We start from the raw sequence: 16,569 nt of genomic DNA, 5'->3' as shown, positions 1-16,569 counted from the left end.
TCTAGTAGCGGCTCTCCGAGGATTGGAAAAAATGAAACCGCCTATTCGTATTGCTGTTACTGGGGCAACCGGACAGATTTGTTACAACCTGCTGTACCGCATTGCAGCAGGTGACATGTTTGGCAACGATCAACCAGTCATACTGCAATTACATGATATTACTGATGCGCAACCGATGTTCGATGGCATCGTGATGGAACTGTATGATTGCGCCTTTCCCTTACTGGCCGGTATTGTCACTACCGATAATGCAGAAGTAGCCTTTGATGATGCGGATATTGCCCTATTGGTCGGTGCACGTCCAAGGGGAGAAAATATGGAGCGCAAGGATCTTCTCGCGGCCAACGGACCGATTTTCATCGAACAAGGCAGAGCGCTGAATGCCGCTGCCAAACGCAGCGTCAAGGTGCTGGTGGTGGGAAATCCTGCCAATACCAATGCCTATATCACGATGAAGCATGCGCCTGATCTGGATCCCAGCAATTTTTCAGCAATGCTGCGGCTCGACCATAACCGCGCCTTATCGCAGGTTGCGCTCAAACTACGCGTTCCGGTATCGGACATCAAGCGCATGATCGTATGGGGCAATCATTCCAATACCCAATTTCCAGATCTAAGTCATGCGATGGCCGGCAATGACAAAGTATTATCGTTATTAGGTGATCAAGCCTGGATCGAAAATCACTTCATCCCGACAGTTCAAAAACGTGGCGCAGCCATCATCGAAGCACGCCGCGGCAAATCAAGCGCCGCCAGTGCAGCGAATGCGATCATCAATCATATACAGGACTGGGTATTTGGTACTGCAGAGGGAAATTGGGTCTCGATGGGTGTGCCCTCGAACGGTAGTTATGGCATCCCAAGCGGCGTCATGTATAGTTTTCCGGTAACCTGCAAGAACGGTCACTATCAGATTGTCCAGGGACTGGAAACCAGTCAATCTGATCAAGACAAAATGCAGGCTAGTTACCAGGAATTAATTGCTGAGCAAGAAGCGATTAAACACTTGGTCGCTTGAGCGCCTGCATGTTCAGCCTGCAACTCTCTGCAAAGCTTACTTAATATTATTCTCAAGGTGTTAGGGTACGCGCGGCTTCCCGAATCGCATGCAACAATGTCGCATCCAGATGTCCATCGGCAATGCGCTGTGTGCTCTGCTGGAAGCGGCTGATGGCTTGACGGGTAGCACTGCCCATGACACCATCCGCTTCCCCGGCATCAATCCCCAGTGCTGATAGATCCTTTTGCAATTGACGCACCTGCTCGCGCGATATTTTTACCGTCTCCACTTGGGGCGGGCGATGTAATCCTCCCGCTCCGGCAATGCGATCAGCCAAATGACCCACCGACAATGCATAGAATTCCGACCGATTCCAGCGCATGAGAATTTGAAAATTCCGCGTGACTAGAAATGCCGGGCCTTGGTGGCCAGCAGGAACGAGCAAGGTCGCCTTGTGTTCCGACGACGCATCCAGCGGCGCTCCAGAAGTCGTGGTAACACCCAATGTTACCCATTCCGCCAGACTGAGCATGTGCCCCCTACCTGCCAGCGAATAATCAAAGCCTGGTGGTAATCGAACTTCTTGCCCCCAGTTCAGCCCGGAAACCCAGCCTAGTTGGCGCAGAAAATTAGCCGCCGACCCTAAAGCATCCGGAATACTTCCCCATAGATCACGCCGCCCATCCCCATCCATATCTTTTGCATAACTGAGATAGGTCGACGGCATGAACTGCATATGACCCATCGCACCGGCCCATGAACCCATCATGCGTTCTGGAGCAATATCGCCAGCATCGATGATACGCAATGCATTCAGCAATTCCTGCGTAAAAAAACTGCTGCGGCGCGGATCACAGGCAAGTGTTGCCAATGAATCCGTTACCGACCATTCACCAAAATGGCCGCCATAATTTGATTCCAGGCCCCAGAATGAAATAAGGAATTGCGCCGGCACGCCAGTTTCAGAATGAATCTTATCCAATAATGAGCGGTGCTTAGCCAATAACTCCCGGCCACGTTGTACTCGTTCATCGTTGATGCGGGTATTGAAGTAATTGGCAAATGTCTGGGTGAATTCAGGTTGACGCCGGTCCAGTTCGATGATGCGCGGGATATGTTTTACCTTGCCTAATACGTATTGAACGGTTTTATCCGAAATACCTTCGGTTTTTGCCTGAGAACCGATCTTGGTCATGCATTCATCAAATGAGTAATTGGCCTGAACAGCATGGGCCGGCAACCAGCCAGCCATGAACAACACAAATACGCCCAAGTACCTGCGACTCATTCGCGCAGAACGACGAAAAGCAACTGCTCGAGCGCAGCCTGATGCAAGCGTTGGCATGATGTTATTTTCGATGCGGACACGCCGGTTTGATGCAGTCTGCGTACAGCGACAACGAATGCTCCTGCAATTTAAATCCACGCTCCTTGGCGATGGCAATCTGACGCTTTTCTATGTCGGCATCATAAAACTCTTCCACCCGTCCGCACTGCAGACATACCAAATGATCATGATGACCATCGCGCTTCAGTTCAAAAACTGCCTTGCCACTTTCGAAATGGTGGCGTTCCAATAAACCGGCTTGCTCGAATTGCGTCAGAACGCGATAAACGGTCGCCAATCCAATATCCTCGCCCTCGCTCAGAAGAACCTTGTACACGTCTTCAGCAGACATATGCCGCACACTGCTTTGCTCAAACAGATTGAGAATCTTTAGACGCGGCAGGGTTGTTTTAAGGCCACTATTCCTAAGCCCTATGCTTTTCAGATCGCCGGAGTTGCTCATGGTTATCTCTGTTAGGAAAATGATTTGCTGTATCATATAGTGCTCAGCGCACTTTGGAAACAGATAATATCAACAAAATGATTGCAAAAACTCTCGTATTGACGGTTTTATTGTTCTTGACAGGGTGTTCGTATCTTCCGCCTATTTTATACAAGATCGACGTTCAGCAAGGCAATGTCATCACCGAAGAAATGCTGGACAAGCTCAAACCGGGCATGACCAAATCTCAGGTTCTTTTTGTGCTGGGATCTCCACTCATCGTCGATACGTTTCGCGATAACCGCTGGGATTATGTGTATATATTCCGCGAAAAAGGAAATTTGGTCGAACAAAAACGGCTTACCGTTTTCTTTGAAAATGACAAAATCGTCCATATCGAGAACCACCTGACATTCTCCAAGAACCCGACAACAGCCCAACCCGCTGCAGCCAATTCCAAAACCGAACCGGCTCAGGTCGATACCGCAACCACTAAATAAGCTCTTCATAAATAATCTACAGACACTACCAAATGACTAACCAAAAAATTGCCGTTGCAGGCAGCTCTGGACGCATGGGGCGCACATTACTGGAAGCCATTGCACAAGCCCCTGACATGCAACTGGCGGCAGCCCTGGAACGAACCGACAGCCCCTATTTATCAAAAGATGCCGGCGAGCTTATCGGAGCGCACTGTGGCGTCCCCATTGTCAGCGATTTTGCGACTGCCTTGAAAAATTGCCAGCACTTGATTGACTTTACCCGACCGGAAGGCACACTCGCGCATCTCGCCGTTTGTCGTGAGTCTGGCGTCAAAATGATCATCGGAACCACCGGCTTCTCTGCTGCACAAAAGGAACAACTCCAAGATGCCGCTCGAGACATCGCCATTGTTTTCGCCCCCAACATGAGTGTCGGCGTCAACGTAACGTTCAAGTTGCTGGAAATCGCAGCCAGAGTCCTCAATGAAGGATATGACATCGAAATCATCGAAGCGCATCACCGGCATAAAGTCGATGCTCCCTCGGGCACAGCACTGCGGATGGGGGAAGTCATCGCGGAAGCCATTAACCGCGATTTGAGCAAAGTTGCCGTCTATGGTCGAGAAGGAGTGACTGGTGAACGCAAGCCTGAAACCATCGGGTTTGCGACCATTCGCGCCGGCGATATCGTCGGTGATCACACGGCGATGTTTGCTGGCATCGGCGAGCGCGTGGAAATCTCGCACAAAGCCAGCAGTCGAATGACATTTGCGATGGGTGCATTGCGAGCAGTGCGTTTCCTGGCGGATAAGCCGAATGGCCTGTTCGATATGCAGGATGTATTGGGTTTGCGCTGATTGCCTTCACCCTTTCTCTACCATACTTAATAGCGCGTAATCATGGCAACATATGCCATTGGCGATTTGCAAGGTTGTTTTACTGCCTTTCGCCACCTGCTCGATATCATCCGGTTCGATCCTGTGCATGACAAGCTTTGGCTGGTCGGCGACATCGTCAATCGCGGGCCGGATTCTCTATCGCTATTGCGGTATATCAAGCAGGCAGGAAATTGCATGTTGATGGTGCTAGGCAACCATGATCTGCATTTATCGATGATTGCTGCCGGCATGGCGAAAAGCCATCCCAGTGACACCATCCAGTCCATTCTGGACGCGCCTGACCGGGACGAATTATTGGCATGGTTACGCCAGCAAAAGCTATTTCACGTCGAAAATCAATTTGCGATGGTCCATGCAGGTCTGTTACCTGGCTGGTCAATTACCCAAGCACAGCTACTGGCCCAGGAAGTGGAAGTCGCATTGCGCCACGACAACGGCCGGGAATTGCTGGCTCACATGTACGGAAACGAGCCCAATCATTGGCAAGACAACTCGAGTGGCTACGATCGTTTGCGGGTCATTATCAATGCCATGACGCGGATGCGTATCTGTACGCTCGACGGTCGCATGGATTTTGCGTTCAAAGGAGATCCGCAATCACTACCGACCGGTTATGTTCCTTGGTTCGACCATCCGCAACGGGCCAGCCGGGATCACATCGTCATCTGCGGCCATTGGTCGGCGCTTGGATTGCATATCACAGACAATTTGATTGCACTCGACACAGGATGTGTCTGGGGCAGGCAGTTGACGGCTATTCGGCTGGAGGATCGGAAAGTTTTTCAGTTTTCTTGTGGGGAATAGGCAAAGACAAGGTATCTGCGATCGCTCTTTCCGCCAATCGTGCCAGTTCGCGTCGATTCTTGGTGCCGCACGCAATCGGCTCGTTAAATGTCAACTCCACGACAATACCGGGTTGGCGAAGAATGTTCTGTAACGATATCCACAAGGATGAATCGATATAAGCAGCGTCCTCGCACACTTCTCCAGTCGTATTGCGATAGCCAATAGCCACGGGATACAGCAATGCATCCGCGGTAATTGCGGATTGCAATAAGGATGCATGAAAGTGATACAACTGCTTGCCATTGGTTGTGGTTCCTTCCGGAAACACAGTGACACGTTGACTGGTTTCCAACACATCACTGATGTGCCGATTGATGCGCACGGTATCGCTTCGTTTCGAGCGCTCGATGAAAAGCGTGCCGGCATTTTTACTCAATAGTCCCAATAACGGCCATCCATTGATTTCCGCTTTAGCGACGAAACGGGTCGGACACGCCGCCATTACTACGCACACATCCAGCCACGACACATGGTTGGCCGCGAATAACGCCCGCGGAATCTCCCAGCCGGGCACACGCCCTTGACACTTCAATTTGATATTAAGAATGGTCAACAAGCGCTCAGACCATCGCTGCATCATAGAGCGCTGAATAAAAACGGGAAAATACGGATAAACAATGGATTGCAGATATCCTGAAGCCACATGGCAGCATAATTGCAGCAGCCGGATCATACGCAATAAAAGTGGTGTGGTTTTTTGCATGCAGGTAAATAACGCGATCGCTCAAACACGTATTCAGTACATATTTACATAATAAAATATTATTATCAATAAGTTATGTACTATTAATTGATGAAGATGATTAATTTAAATAGATAACCTTTTATAAATAAAAAATTTATTATCATTAATTCTTATTCATATCGGTACAAATCTGGCGTAAAATACGCGCAAATTTTTATGCTGCAAACTGCTTCACAGCGTGAGCGTTCATTTGAATGATCGATTATATCGTAATACATCGCAAATCTTGATTTGAATCTGATCGATTGGCAGTACCGTCCGGCCGATCGGATTGTTGCAGAAGATTTTTACTAACTATTGGAGATGAGAGCAAATGAAGCAAGCCATCCTGCTTTTTAGTGCGCTATTGTTATGTCCTCACGCCGCATTAGCCCAGAAAAACAATCTGGATCTCAAATCACAGGCGGCTATCGTCTTCAACGCGCATAATGCCCGAATCATCTATGACAAAAATGCCGATAAAGTAATGCCCATCGCTTCCATCACCAAACTCATGACCGCGATGGTCACACTGGATGCACGCTTGTCTCCGCATGAGCGGATCACCATCAGCAAGGAAGATGTCGATACGCTGAAACGCACGTCATCGCGCCTGCCGGTCGGCAGCAGTTATGCGCGCCACGAATTGCTGCGCCTGGCGCTGATGTCATCGGAAAACCGTGCGGCAGCTGCATTGGGTCGTGCTTATCCTGGCGGCATCAATGCATTCATCAAAGCAATGAATCATAAAGCCAAACAAATCGGCATGACCAACAGTCGATTCGTCGATTCGACTGGACTGAACAGCAATAATGTGGCCACGGCCCGCGATTTGGCAAAACTCGTGACTGCATCCAATAAATATACCGTTATCCGCGAATTTTCCACCACGTCCAAGCATATCGTTTCCTCGAGCAATAAACGCGGCCCCTTGCAGTACGTCAACTCCAACAGCTTGGTGCGCCATCAGGATTGGGCAATCAATGTATCCAAAACAGGTTATCTGAGCGAAGCCGGACGCTGTTTGGTGATGCAAGCCAATATTTCCGGCCAGCCCACTGTCATCGTGCTACTGAATTCCTGGGGTAAAAATACCCGTATCGGTGATGCCAACCGTGTCAAAAAATGGATAGAAAGCAATCACAAGGTTGCGGATACTTCTTCCAGAATCAAACGCATCTAAGAAGCTCTAAAAAGAATCAAAAGCAACAGCCAAGCGCCGATTTTCCGCCTAACCCAAACCGTATATGTCACGGTATTTATGTTGCAAATGATCAATGAAATGATCAGGATTCAATGACTCGCCAGTCACCTGCCGCACCAGTTCCTGAGGCGTATGTAGCCGGCCCTGACGGTGAATTTTGTCATTCAACCAAGCCTTGATGGGCGCAAAGTTACCTGCCGCAATCTGATCTTCGGTATCCGGCTGCTCGCGCAGCAACGTCCTATAAAACTGGCATGCGTACATCGCCCCCAGCGTATACGAAGGGAAATACCCAAAAGCGCCGCTGCTCCAATGTGAATCCTGCAACACGCCAAGCGCGTCAGAAGGAGGAATGATTCCGAGATACTTCTGCATCAGCTCATTCCAGATCTGCGGCAACTCATCAACCTGCATCGTGTCGTCAAACAGCCCGCGCTCGATTTCATAGCGCAGAATGATATGCAACGGATAAGTCACTTCATCTGCTTCCACCCGGATGAAATCCGGCTTGCAGGTATTGAGCGCGCGATAAAACGCATCGATCGTCACATTCTGGAAATTGTCGGGAAACACCTCACGAATCGCAGCAAAATAATGCGAGCAAAAAGGCTTGCCCTGCGCAATCATGCGTTCCCAGAACAGTGATTGCGACTCATGAATTCCCATCGTGAGCGATTCTGACGCCGGCACATCGCCCCATGCATAAGGGCGTCCTTGTTCATACAGTGCATGGCCTGTTTCATGAATGACCGCATACAATGAGTCGATGAAATTACTCTTTTTGTAGCGCGTCGTAATACGCACATCCGTCGGATGACTACCGCCGCAGAAAGGATGCACCGACACATCCATGCGTCCTTTTTCAAAATCGAAACCAATATCCCGGCTGATTCTGCGCGCCAACGCTTCCTGTCGATCGACTGCAAAATGGCCTTGCAAGAACGATGTATCCGGTTGATTCACTTGTTCTTGAATGATATGAATGAAGGGTATCAACTCCTGTTTCAACCGATCAAAGACCGGCGTGATCATCGCCATCGTCGTGCCTCGCTCAAATAGATCAATATTGGCGTCATAGGGTTGCGATTCTGGCGCCACGCAATGCGCCCATTCCTTCTTCAAGCTTAAGAAACGCTTCAATACGGGTGCAAAATCGGCAAAGCGGTTTTCCTGTCGCGCCGTGACCCAATTACCATGCCCAAGCGAACTCAATTCCGTCAATTCCTGCACCAATTGTTTCGGTACCTTGGTTTCCAGCTCATAGCTGCGCAATGCCTCATGAATATTGCACCGCTCCACGGTACCCAAGGTGTCAGTATTTTTTTCCCTAAGTTCACGCAAGCAATCGCCCAGCGCCGGATCCGTCATACGCTCATGCAGCACCCCAGCCAAAGCCGACATTTGTTTGGCACGTGCTTCATTCGCACCGATCGGCATCATCACTTCCTGATCCCATCCAAGCGTGCTCATGACGCCACTTAAATGGGAAATTTCTTCAAGCTTCTGAACTAATTCCTGATAGTGTTGATTCATCGTCATCCTTTCCAATCTTATTGCCTACGATATTCTCGCCGACCTCAGCAGAAGGATAGCATCAAGGCCTCAAGCCCAGTATCATAGCAATTTTGTCACGTATCATTCATAGAGACATCACAATGCTCTGGATAAAATCACTGCATATTATTTTCATGGTCACTTGGTTCGCCGGTTTATTCTATCTGCCGCGCTTGTTTGTTTATCATGCCCTATGCGAAGACCAACCCGGCAACGAACGCTTCAAGATCATGGAACGCAAGCTGTATTATGGCATCATGACGCCGGGTGCTGTGCTGACAGTGGTTTTCGGCGTATGGCTGTGGCTGGGTTATGGCTTTTCGGGAAGTTGGTTGCACGCCAAGCTGGCGCTGGTACTGGTGCTGATCATTTATCATTATTACTGTGGAAAGTTCGTCACTGCTTTCAAAAATGATGCCAACCGGCACGGCCATGTGTTTTACCGCTGGTTCAACGAATTTCCCGTACTGATCCTGTTTGCGGTAGTCATGCTGGTGGTGATCAAGCCGGATTTGGCAGAATTGGTCACTCTCATCAGTAGTAAAAGCTGACAAACACATACCAGGATATGTCTCAGGGAGCACAAAATATTAGTCAGTCATTCTGTGAGTCATTATGTTTTTGAGCATCATCCACAGTCTATTGCAGACTCCATGAGTCGATCGATTACCTGCATTTCATAGCCTAATCGTCAATCACGACTTGCCCAGGAAACAGCACATCGGTGAATCCGAATTGCCGGAAATTCCTGATGCGCATCGGATAGAGTATGCCTTGCAGATGGTCGCATTCATGTTGCACGACCCGGGCATGAAAGCCGCTGACTGTGCGGTCGATAGGTGTGCCGTACTGATCCACGCCTTGATATCGCAACTGCGTATAGCGCGGCACCATTCCCCGCATGCCAGGAACACTCAGACAGCCTTCCCAGCCTTCTTCCTGCTCTTCGGATAACGGCGTCAAGCGTGGATTCAGCAACACCGTAAAAGGTACTTCGTCGGCATCGGGATAGCGCTGGTTCTTGTCAAATCCAAAAATCACCACTTGCACGCTCACGCCGATCTGCGGCGCAGCCAGGCCTGCGCCATGGAGTGACGCCATGGTATCCTGCATGTCTTTGATCAAGCTATGCAATTCGAGCGTATCAAATCGTTCTACGGGCTTGGCCACTTGCAACAACACGGGTTCACCCATTTTAAGGACTGGTTTAATCGCCATGACAACTCACCACATGTTCTAAAATAGTTCTGACACCGACCATCGCTTTTTCGAGTACAGCATAAATTTCCTTGAGCGGAATCGCGGTGACGTTGGTGCCCCGCCCAGCCGCATGATTGGCAACCACTGCGATGGTAGCGTAATTTAACCCTAATTCTCTCGCCAGTGCAGTCTCCGGCATACCGGTCATCCCCACCATATCCGCACCGTCGCGTTCGAGCCGGTTGATTTCCGCAGCCGTTTCCAGCCGCGGCCCTTGCGTCGCAGCATAGACACCGCCCTTGACAACGGCCTCTTGAGCAAGCTCGGCAGCCTGCAACAATAGCACGCGCGTTATTTGACTGTACGGCAGCGTAAAATCAATATGCCGGACACGCTGGTCTTTATCACCAAAATAGGTAAACTCTCGCCCATAGGTGTAATCGATGATCTGATCGGGGACCACCAAACGGCCCGGCGCCAGGTCTGCGTGTATGCCTCCGACCGACGCCACTGCGATCACGTGCGATGGCTGCAGAGAATGCAGCGCCCAGAGATTCGCACGATAATTAATGGCATGTGGCGGAATCGTATGACCGTGGCCGTGCCGGGCCAGAAACACAATATCCCGATCCCTTATCTTGCCAAATGTCAGAGGCCCAGAAGGTTCGCCATAGGGAGTACGGATAATCTGCCGATGGGATATTTCCAGACAGGATAATTGTGTCAACCCACTGCCGCCAATGATTGCCAACATGTTAGTCCTTTACCGCATAAATGGCGGGCAAATTCCGCCATGCACCTCGAATATCCATGCCGCACCCAAACACATACCGATCGGGCACCCTTAGCCCGACAAAATCAGCCTGAAATGGTTTAGGCTCAGCCGTTTCTTTTTCTACCAGCACCGCACTATAAAATGCCTTCGCGCCATTTTTCAATATCTGTTCGCGAATAGCCGCCAATGTTATACCTTCATCGAGAATGTCATCCACTACCAGAACAGTCTGGTCGTTTAAGACCGCGGGAGGTGCAACCAACCATTGAATCTCGCCACCTTGCATACGGTTGTGATAGCGGGTGACATGTACATAATCGAAATCAAGCGGAAATCGTAGTTGCGGCAATAATTGCCCGGCAAATACCACTGCGCCGCGCATGACACAGATTATCAATGGCCGTTGCTGGGATAATTCCTTCGTGATGTCTGCAGCCAAGCGTTTCACTGTCTGCATGATCGTTGACTCGGTATGGATAAGCTCCGCCCCTGCTAATATTTGTTCTGCCTCATGAGCATTCATCATGAAAAATTTTTGCACTCATTGAAAAGGTAAGGTAAGGTAAGGAAACAGAATCGATATCTTCATTATCCAGACTGCTCCTGCTTGTAAGGATGAATTTTACGCAAAATGAGGCAACCGTGAGCACCTACTTGCATATATAAGCCGCAGTCATCAGCAGGAAGCCGGGATTGCGTAGCCGCACAAGTTGATTCACGGCTCATCTGGCTTTAAAAAATGAGCGCTACCGTTGAATAGGAGAGAAACTGTTATGACGGTTAATCAATTTTCTGAATCAGATGATCAGCAGCGATCATTTAGAATGTTCTTGCTGGCTAGGTTGAATGCCCACCCCATATTGATAGACCAGTTTGCCCCCCATCCATCCCGCACTGCACAGGAAGATGAAGCCCGCCACCGATAGAATGACGGCAAGAGTGCCCGGTTGTTCGAGTACAGTGCCGTTCAGACGCATAAATAAGCTCGCTGCGTAAAAAGACCAGCTCGTCATGATCAATACCATATGCTGGTTGGCTATCTTCATGGCAGGGCTCTGCGCATCGATTTTTCCAAGCTCGACTAGACCGGTAATCATGGCAAGCAATGCGGTGATTGTTCCAATAACCAGCAACACCCCGGCTACCCAACCGACTTGTTCATTGGTGAACAGACTGGCAAGGTCGGCCAGCGTGGCAAGAAACCAGGTCGCTATCGGGAAATGAACCAACATTGGGTGGATAGGGTGTTTCATGGTTTCGTCTCGTATTTGATTAAAGGAACATGCTCAATAATGTGAGAAACCCCGCTACTGCGAGACCAGCATGAATGAGAACGACATTTTTGGGAGCAACATTGCCTTTGACATGAATCGAGGCCAGATAAAATCCGCCCAATGCAGCAACGACGAGTAATCCCAACGCGGCTGTCAGGCGATTATCCCCCGAGCCTTCCAGGATAAGCATGATCAGCATGACCAGGCCGGTCGCCCCTAATAAAGCATGAACAATCGATAAGGACCACGGCGCCAACTGCCCAGCAAATACTTTCAGAGCCAATACCACACCGCCAACAGCCGCGATTGCTAAGACTATGATTAAATACGTAAGCATTAATTCCTCCTTTTTATAACTTATACTGTAGGGACTTTTACTTTACTTGATATGTTATAACTTTTGCAATAAAAATATGTCAAAAGAAACAAAATCAATCTTTACAGAAAGTTAGCATGTCTGCTCTACCATTTCTAGGCGAAAGCCAACAGTCGTTGATCACCGCTTTGCTGCGTCATCGTAAGGGGCTTACCGTCGATGAGCTATCGCGGATATTATCCATTTCCCGCAATGCCGTTAATCAGCACCTTTCAAATCTTGGAAGCAGCGGTTTCATACAGAGCGCCATGCTGGACAGTACCGGCGGCAGGCCCAGCAAAATTTACTCACTGTCTCCAAAAGGTCTGGAGCTTTTCCATAGACGCTATTCATTCATTGCGAAATTACTGCTTTCGTGGGTCGATAAAAATCTCGGGGAAGAGGAACTCCAAACGTGCTTACAATCTTTAGGTAAGCACATGGCGATAGAATTCGAGGAACGTGTAGCCAAGCACTCATCTTTAAGTGACAAGCTTCGCGAAGTCGCGGCAATAATGTCGGAGCTGGGCTATGACGCCAGCGTGAAACCCGGCATCGGCAATCCTATCGAAATCGTCGCCCATAATTGCATTTTTTATCAATTGGCCGAAGAACACCCGGTATTCTGCACCTTGGATTTGAGTTTCCTGACTGCCTTATTGAAAACCGACATCCAGCACAAGGAATGCATCGTCCGGCAAGGAAATCATTGTTGTTTCGCAATTGCCGGCCCTATCGGTTAAACAAGCTCTGAGAAACCACCGCGCTCAATTTTTTCGCGGGAAATCAAGCCCAACTTTTCTCACTCGCTTGGCATGAACCTCTTTTTCACTTCAGTCCGCCTGGCCTGAGGCTCCTCCCGCTTATTCATGATCTTTGGTTACCTGCACCCATCCATTTTTCCTACAAAATTTACCGCTCTCGTTAATAATTCTTACACCTGTCAATGTTTTATGATTAAATGAAAAACCTCATTGAAAGGAGAAATCGGTATGAACAAATTTATCGTCGAGTTTATTGGTACGTTCTTTCTGGTTCTGACGATCGGTCTGACCGTCATTCCCGGCAATGCCGGTGTCATTGCGCCGTTGGCGATCGGATCGGTGTTGATGGTCATGGTGTATGCCGGCGGGCATATTTCCGGCGCTCATTACAATCCTGCGGTGACGTTGGCAGTGTTGATCCGAGGAAAATGCTCTATCGCCGAGACCCCGGTATATATGATTGCCCAGATCGCGGGAGCCGCAGCAGCAGCCTTCACGGCCCAATTCCTGGTAGGCCCAGGATCAGCCGCTGCCACGATCGACGTCACTAAATCGTTGCTCTCCGAATTCTTGTTTACCTTCGCACTTGCTTATGTAGTGTTGAATGTGGCCACGGCCAAAGGCACCAGCGGCAATTCCTTTTACGGCCTAGCGATCGGTTTTATTGTCATGGTCGGCGCCTTTTCGGTCGGCGGAATATCCGGCGGCGCGTTTAACCCCGCCGTGGCCATTGGCGCACCGCTGATGGGTTTGATGGACTGGAACAACATCTGGATACATATTTCTGCCGACTTTACTGGCGGCGCATTTGCAGCGATCGTTTTCAACTTGCTCAATGCAGAGGATAGATAATAAAAATGAAATTACAGTCCCTATTGCCCGCATTCGCTATCACCACGATGTTGATGAGCAGTCCGGTTATTTCAGCGGATTTGCCAACCATTATCGAACATCCTACTTATCATGATGGAACGCTTTATATTCCACGTGTAGATACCGAGCAGCAAGCCGGTCATTATCTCGATGCGACGCTTCAGTTTGATAATGCATCCGGGATGTGGAAATTGCTTGATTTTTATAACACTTTTCCCACGGAAGATATAGCGAAAGCAGGATTGATGAATCCTGAAAAATTGGAAATCATTGTGACCGATTCCTCACCCATCCAAGTATTTTTGAAAACCACAGTAAAATTTGGAGATGGTTGCATACGCTATGGCCAGATTAATCAGCGAAGAGTCGGTAGCACATTCGAGATTGTGATGCACAGGGATCATGGGATCTACCCAGCTGTGGTATGTGCAGACCCTGTGGCGGACGAAAAAGTGATTCCTCTGCAGGTGTATGGCTTGCCAGCCGGAACCTATGACTACATTTTCAACGGTCAGCAAACCGGCACATTCACGCTTTCAAAGGACAACACGTTGTAATTCAGGCAACTCAGCCGATAAAATGGCAGCTCAACGCTGTCATTTTATTCCTTCAAGCTGATCGATGATCCGAGTAATGAAGCCAATCCAGCTTCATCCAGAATAGCCACGTCCAGATGTACAGCCTTGTCATATTTGCTGCCGGGATCGATGCCGACCACGACATAATCAGTTTTTTTTGAAACACTGCCGCTGACTTTACCGCCCAGCGCTTCTATTTTTTCTTTGGCTGCTTCGCGGCTCATCGTCGGCAATGTACCCGTCAAAACGAAGGTTTTTCCGTTGAGCGGCGCCATTGCGCCGACAGATGCCGATATACCCGCGTGCTCTTCCCAATGCACGCCACAGGCGCGAAGTTGTTCGATGACTTCGCGGTTATGCGCTTCGGCAAAAAAATCCACGATACTCTGCGCCACGATCGGCCCGATGTCGGGGATCTGCTGCAACTGCTCGCTGCTCGCCTGCATCAGGCGATCCAGAGAACCGAGATGCGCCGCCAAATCCTTGGCAGTCGCTTCACCCACGTTCCGAATTCCCAATGCATAGATGAATCGCGCCAGCGTGGTGCGTTTGCTACGTTCTATCGCTTGCACCATATTACTGGCGGATTTTTCCGCCATCCGCTCCAGATTGGCAAGTGCTGTGAGCCCTAACCGATATAAGTCCGCGGGTGTACGCACGATGGCTTGATCCACGATTTGATCAACCAATTTGTCGCCCAGCCCTTCGATATCCATGGCACGGCGCGAGGCAAAATGCAAAATCGCCTGTTTGCGCTGCGCCGGACAAAATAATCCGCCGGTACAACGCGACACAGCCTCACCCGGAAGTCGCACAGCCTTTGCGCCGCACACCGGACACACGATAGGCATGGTAAAACTGCCCGCGTTGACGGGGCGTTTCTCCACGATCACGGATACGATTTCCGGGATCACATCACCGGCACGGCGAACGATCACGATATCACCGATGCGCACATCCTTGCGCTCTATTTCATCGGCATTGTGCAAGGTCGCATTGGTGACCGTCACACCGCCGACGAATACCGGCTTCAAGCGCGCCACCGGCGTCAGAGCCCCGGTTCTGCCGACCTGCACATCGATACCCAGCAGTTCCGTGACCGCCTCTTCCGCCGGGAATTTATGGGCTATAGCAAATCGCGGTGCACGCGACACGAATCCTAATTTTTCTTGCTGTGACAGCACATTGACTTTATACACCACGCCATCGATGGCATACGGCAAGCGCTCACGCTGCGCCGCAATGGCATCAAAATAATTCAATAATGCCGGCAAACCGGAGACAACCCGGCATTCTCTGGCCACCGGAAAATGCAAACCGGTGAGATAGTTCAGCACCTGGCTATGGGTGCTATGGGTATCATGCGGCAGGTGTTCATCTTCATATAATCCAACCCCATAGGCAAAGAACGTCAATTGCCGGCTTGCGGTAATACCAGGATCCAGTTGCCGCAAGGAACCCGCGGCAGCATTGCGCGGATTGGCGAACTCTTTTTCACCCCTGGCCAGTTGGCGCTGATTGAGTTTCAAAAAATCCGCTTTCAGCATCAGCACCTCTCCTCTCACTTCTAGAAAAGCAGGAGGATGAATGACTGGCAACGACAGCGGAATCGATTTGATGGTTTTCAGATTCAACGTGATGTCTTCGCCGGTATAGCCATCACCGCGTGTCGCGCCGGTCTTGAACACACCATACTCATAGCACAGACTGACGGCGAGTCCATCAAATTTAGGCTCAACCGCATAATCCACACTATCCACGACCAGTCCTTCACGAACCCGCCGGTCAAATGCTTCCACTTCTGCTGCATCAAAAGCATTATTTAAGGACAACATGGGCAAACGATGAGTAATTTGAGAAAAGGCCGCGACGGGGGCAGCTCCAATGCGTTGCGTCGGAGAAGTGTTTGTGATCAGTCGCGGATGATCGTGCTCCAGTTGCTGCAATTCCCGGAACATTCGATCGTATTCGGCATCCGGTAACGTAGGATTGTCCAGCACATAATAGCGGTAGTTATGCAGTTCAATCGCAGTACGCAACACCTGCATGCGCAATTTTAAATTCTCGATGTCTTCATTCATACTCTGTCACTGTGACCGAAGTGGAAGTCTCTGAAAACTACACTGATTAATTTGACTGTACGAGCGAACCGCTTCATTGCGCGGCATTCACTCGCCTATCTTGTCGATAGGACCCGGTTGCTGCATTCCGTGTGTTCATCGCTTCTGCGTTTGCAGAATTCATTAGTGTTTCACTAAGACGCTTGGCATAG

Annotated in this window: 19 protein-coding genes; 9 read left to right on the top strand and 10 right to left on the bottom strand. The window is 49.7% G+C overall.

Translation table 11 applies throughout. From position 1 onward, the window contains the following. Window positions 1–31 precede the first annotated feature (31 nt). A complete protein-coding gene (locus ABF87_RS09740) occupies window positions 32–1,018 on the top strand; it encodes a malate dehydrogenase (protein ID WP_160828937.1) in 987 nt (328 codons plus the stop codon). Window positions 1,019–1,070: 52 nt separating this feature from the next. On the opposite strand, the gene ABF87_RS09735 is transcribed toward ABF87_RS09740, so the two are convergent. Further along, window positions 1,071–2,288: a lytic murein transglycosylase gene (locus tag ABF87_RS09735; protein WP_160828936.1), complete on the bottom strand. Its 1,218-nt coding sequence runs from the start codon at window positions 2,286–2,288 to the stop codon at window positions 1,071–1,073. A gap of 61 nt (window positions 2,289–2,349) precedes the next feature. Then, window positions 2,350–2,790 (bottom strand): ferric iron uptake transcriptional regulator, encoded by a 441-nt coding sequence (fur, locus tag ABF87_RS09730; RefSeq protein ID WP_160828995.1) that lies wholly within the window; start codon window positions 2,788–2,790, stop codon window positions 2,350–2,352. Window positions 2,791–2,867: 77 nt separating this feature from the next. Here fur and ABF87_RS09725 point away from each other — a divergent pair, with 77 nt between their 5' ends. From ABF87_RS09725 to ABF87_RS09715, 3 genes are read left to right on the top strand one after another with little or no spacing between them, the layout of a single operon-like run. After that, a complete protein-coding gene (locus ABF87_RS09725) occupies window positions 2,868–3,269 on the top strand; it encodes an outer membrane protein assembly factor BamE (protein WP_160828935.1) in 402 nt (133 codons plus the stop codon). Window positions 3,270–3,301: 32 nt separating this feature from the next. Further along, complete coding sequence (dapB, locus tag ABF87_RS09720) at window positions 3,302–4,108, top strand: 4-hydroxy-tetrahydrodipicolinate reductase (protein ID WP_160828934.1); 807 nt, start codon at window positions 3,302–3,304, stop codon at window positions 4,106–4,108. Between the two features lie 42 nt (window positions 4,109–4,150). Next, complete coding sequence (locus tag ABF87_RS09715; protein ID WP_160828933.1) at window positions 4,151–4,954, top strand: symmetrical bis(5'-nucleosyl)-tetraphosphatase; 804 nt, start codon at window positions 4,151–4,153, stop codon at window positions 4,952–4,954. Here ABF87_RS09715 and ABF87_RS09710 read toward each other — a convergent pair. Next, window positions 4,905–5,699 (bottom strand): lysophospholipid acyltransferase family protein, encoded by a 795-nt coding sequence (locus tag ABF87_RS09710; RefSeq protein WP_160828932.1) that lies wholly within the window; start codon window positions 5,697–5,699, stop codon window positions 4,905–4,907. The genes ABF87_RS09715 and ABF87_RS09710 overlap by 50 nt on opposite strands. Before the next feature lie 355 nt (window positions 5,700–6,054). Here ABF87_RS09710 and pbpG point away from each other — a divergent pair, with 355 nt between their 5' ends. Next, on the top strand, window positions 6,055–6,903 hold the full coding sequence (gene pbpG / locus ABF87_RS09705; RefSeq protein ID WP_160828931.1) for a D-alanyl-D-alanine endopeptidase: 849 nt from the start codon (window positions 6,055–6,057) through the stop codon (window positions 6,901–6,903). 48 nt (window positions 6,904–6,951) lie between these two features. Here the strand turns inward: pbpG and ABF87_RS09700 are convergent, their stop codons facing one another. Continuing rightward, the gene (locus ABF87_RS09700; protein WP_160828930.1) at window positions 6,952–8,457 is read right to left on the bottom strand and encodes a carboxypeptidase M32; all 1,506 of its coding nucleotides are present in this window, start codon (window positions 8,455–8,457) and stop codon (window positions 6,952–6,954) included. A gap of 122 nt (window positions 8,458–8,579) precedes the next feature. Between ABF87_RS09700 and hemJ the strand changes: the two genes are divergently transcribed. Then, complete coding sequence (gene hemJ / locus ABF87_RS09695) at window positions 8,580–9,029, top strand: protoporphyrinogen oxidase HemJ (protein WP_160828929.1); 450 nt, start codon at window positions 8,580–8,582, stop codon at window positions 9,027–9,029. Window positions 9,030–9,162: 133 nt separating this feature from the next. Here the strand turns inward: hemJ and def are convergent, their stop codons facing one another. The 5 genes from def to ABF87_RS09670 all read right to left on the bottom strand — a co-directional run bounded on the left by def (window position 9,163) and on the right by ABF87_RS09670 (window position 12,064). Next, a complete protein-coding gene (gene def, locus ABF87_RS09690) occupies window positions 9,163–9,696 on the bottom strand; it encodes a peptide deformylase (protein ID WP_160828928.1) in 534 nt (177 codons plus the stop codon). After that, complete coding sequence (locus ABF87_RS09685; protein WP_160828927.1) at window positions 9,686–10,432, bottom strand: S-methyl-5'-thioinosine phosphorylase; 747 nt, start codon at window positions 10,430–10,432, stop codon at window positions 9,686–9,688. The genes def and ABF87_RS09685 overlap by 11 nt, the downstream gene beginning before the upstream one ends. Before the next feature lies 1 nt (window position 10,433). Next, complete coding sequence (locus tag ABF87_RS09680; RefSeq protein WP_160828926.1) at window positions 10,434–10,979, bottom strand: hypoxanthine-guanine phosphoribosyltransferase; 546 nt, start codon at window positions 10,977–10,979, stop codon at window positions 10,434–10,436. Between the two features lie 289 nt (window positions 10,980–11,268). Beyond that, the gene (locus ABF87_RS09675) at window positions 11,269–11,706 is read right to left on the bottom strand and encodes a DUF2231 domain-containing protein (protein WP_160828925.1); all 438 of its coding nucleotides are present in this window, start codon (window positions 11,704–11,706) and stop codon (window positions 11,269–11,271) included. Window positions 11,707–11,725: 19 nt separating this feature from the next. Continuing rightward, window positions 11,726–12,064, bottom strand: a complete 339-nt coding sequence (locus tag ABF87_RS09670) for a hypothetical protein (RefSeq protein WP_160828924.1) — start codon at window positions 12,062–12,064, stop codon at window positions 11,726–11,728. A 116-nt stretch (window positions 12,065–12,180) separates the two neighbouring features. On the opposite strand from ABF87_RS09670, the gene ABF87_RS09665 reads away from it, so the two are divergent. The 3 genes from ABF87_RS09665 to ABF87_RS09655 all read left to right on the top strand — a co-directional run bounded on the left by ABF87_RS09665 (window position 12,181) and on the right by ABF87_RS09655 (window position 14,276). Next, on the top strand, window positions 12,181–12,825 hold the full coding sequence (locus tag ABF87_RS09665; protein WP_160828923.1) for an ArsR family transcriptional regulator: 645 nt from the start codon (window positions 12,181–12,183) through the stop codon (window positions 12,823–12,825). A 249-nt stretch (window positions 12,826–13,074) separates the two neighbouring features. Then, window positions 13,075–13,698, top strand: a complete 624-nt coding sequence (locus ABF87_RS09660; RefSeq protein WP_160828922.1) for an aquaporin — start codon at window positions 13,075–13,077, stop codon at window positions 13,696–13,698. A gap of 5 nt (window positions 13,699–13,703) precedes the next feature. Then, window positions 13,704–14,276, top strand: a complete 573-nt coding sequence (locus ABF87_RS09655; RefSeq protein ID WP_160828921.1) for a hypothetical protein — start codon at window positions 13,704–13,706, stop codon at window positions 14,274–14,276. Window positions 14,277–14,320: 44 nt separating this feature from the next. Here the strand turns inward: ABF87_RS09655 and ligA are convergent, their stop codons facing one another. Next, window positions 14,321–16,378, bottom strand: a complete 2,058-nt coding sequence (ligA, locus tag ABF87_RS09650; RefSeq protein WP_160828920.1) for an NAD-dependent DNA ligase LigA — start codon at window positions 16,376–16,378, stop codon at window positions 14,321–14,323. Window positions 16,379–16,569 lie beyond the last annotated feature (191 nt).

This window comes from Nitrosomonas sp. JL21, assembly GCF_009833095.1.
Taxonomy (GTDB): Bacteria; Pseudomonadota; Gammaproteobacteria; order Burkholderiales; family Nitrosomonadaceae; genus Nitrosomonas.
Note: the sequence above shows the minus strand (reverse complement) of the source record. Positions and strands in the feature narration are given on the sequence as shown.

What these genes read in the sequence shown, in the direction of transcription:
- ABF87_RS09725 (WP_160828935.1), top strand. Translation starts at nt 2,868, where the DNA reads ATGATTGCAAAAACTCTCGTATTGACGGTTTTATTGTTCTTGACAGGG.
- ABF87_RS09655 (WP_160828921.1), top strand. Translation starts at nt 13,704, where the DNA reads ATGAAATTACAGTCCCTATTGCCCGCATTCGCTATCACCACGATGTTG.
- ABF87_RS09685 (WP_160828927.1), bottom strand. Translation starts at nt 10,432, where the DNA reads ATGTTGGCAATCATTGGCGGCAGTGGGTTGACACAATTATCCTGTCTG.
- pbpG (WP_160828931.1), top strand. Translation starts at nt 6,055, where the DNA reads ATGAAGCAAGCCATCCTGCTTTTTAGTGCGCTATTGTTATGTCCTCAC.
- dapB (WP_160828934.1), top strand. Translation starts at nt 3,302, where the DNA reads ATGACTAACCAAAAAATTGCCGTTGCAGGCAGCTCTGGACGCATGGGG.
- ABF87_RS09715 (WP_160828933.1), top strand. Translation starts at nt 4,151, where the DNA reads ATGGCAACATATGCCATTGGCGATTTGCAAGGTTGTTTTACTGCCTTT.
- hemJ (WP_160828929.1), top strand. Translation starts at nt 8,580, where the DNA reads ATGCTCTGGATAAAATCACTGCATATTATTTTCATGGTCACTTGGTTC.
- ABF87_RS09710 (WP_160828932.1), bottom strand. Translation starts at nt 5,699, where the DNA reads ATGCAAAAAACCACACCACTTTTATTGCGTATGATCCGGCTGCTGCAA.
- ABF87_RS09660 (WP_160828922.1), top strand. Translation starts at nt 13,075, where the DNA reads ATGAACAAATTTATCGTCGAGTTTATTGGTACGTTCTTTCTGGTTCTG.
- ABF87_RS09680 (WP_160828926.1), bottom strand. Translation starts at nt 10,979, where the DNA reads ATGATGAATGCTCATGAGGCAGAACAAATATTAGCAGGGGCGGAGCTT.
- ABF87_RS09700 (WP_160828930.1), bottom strand. Translation starts at nt 8,457, where the DNA reads ATGAATCAACACTATCAGGAATTAGTTCAGAAGCTTGAAGAAATTTCC.
- fur (WP_160828995.1), bottom strand. Translation starts at nt 2,790, where the DNA reads ATGAGCAACTCCGGCGATCTGAAAAGCATAGGGCTTAGGAATAGTGGC.
- ABF87_RS09740 (WP_160828937.1), top strand. Translation starts at nt 32, where the DNA reads ATGAAACCGCCTATTCGTATTGCTGTTACTGGGGCAACCGGACAGATT.
- ABF87_RS09670 (WP_160828924.1), bottom strand. Translation starts at nt 12,064, where the DNA reads ATGCTTACGTATTTAATCATAGTCTTAGCAATCGCGGCTGTTGGCGGT.
- ligA (WP_160828920.1), bottom strand. Translation starts at nt 16,378, where the DNA reads ATGAATGAAGACATCGAGAATTTAAAATTGCGCATGCAGGTGTTGCGT.
- def (WP_160828928.1), bottom strand. Translation starts at nt 9,696, where the DNA reads ATGGCGATTAAACCAGTCCTTAAAATGGGTGAACCCGTGTTGTTGCAA.
- ABF87_RS09735 (WP_160828936.1), bottom strand. Translation starts at nt 2,288, where the DNA reads ATGAGTCGCAGGTACTTGGGCGTATTTGTGTTGTTCATGGCTGGCTGG.
- ABF87_RS09665 (WP_160828923.1), top strand. Translation starts at nt 12,181, where the DNA reads ATGTCTGCTCTACCATTTCTAGGCGAAAGCCAACAGTCGTTGATCACC.
- ABF87_RS09675 (WP_160828925.1), bottom strand. Translation starts at nt 11,706, where the DNA reads ATGAAACACCCTATCCACCCAATGTTGGTTCATTTCCCGATAGCGACC.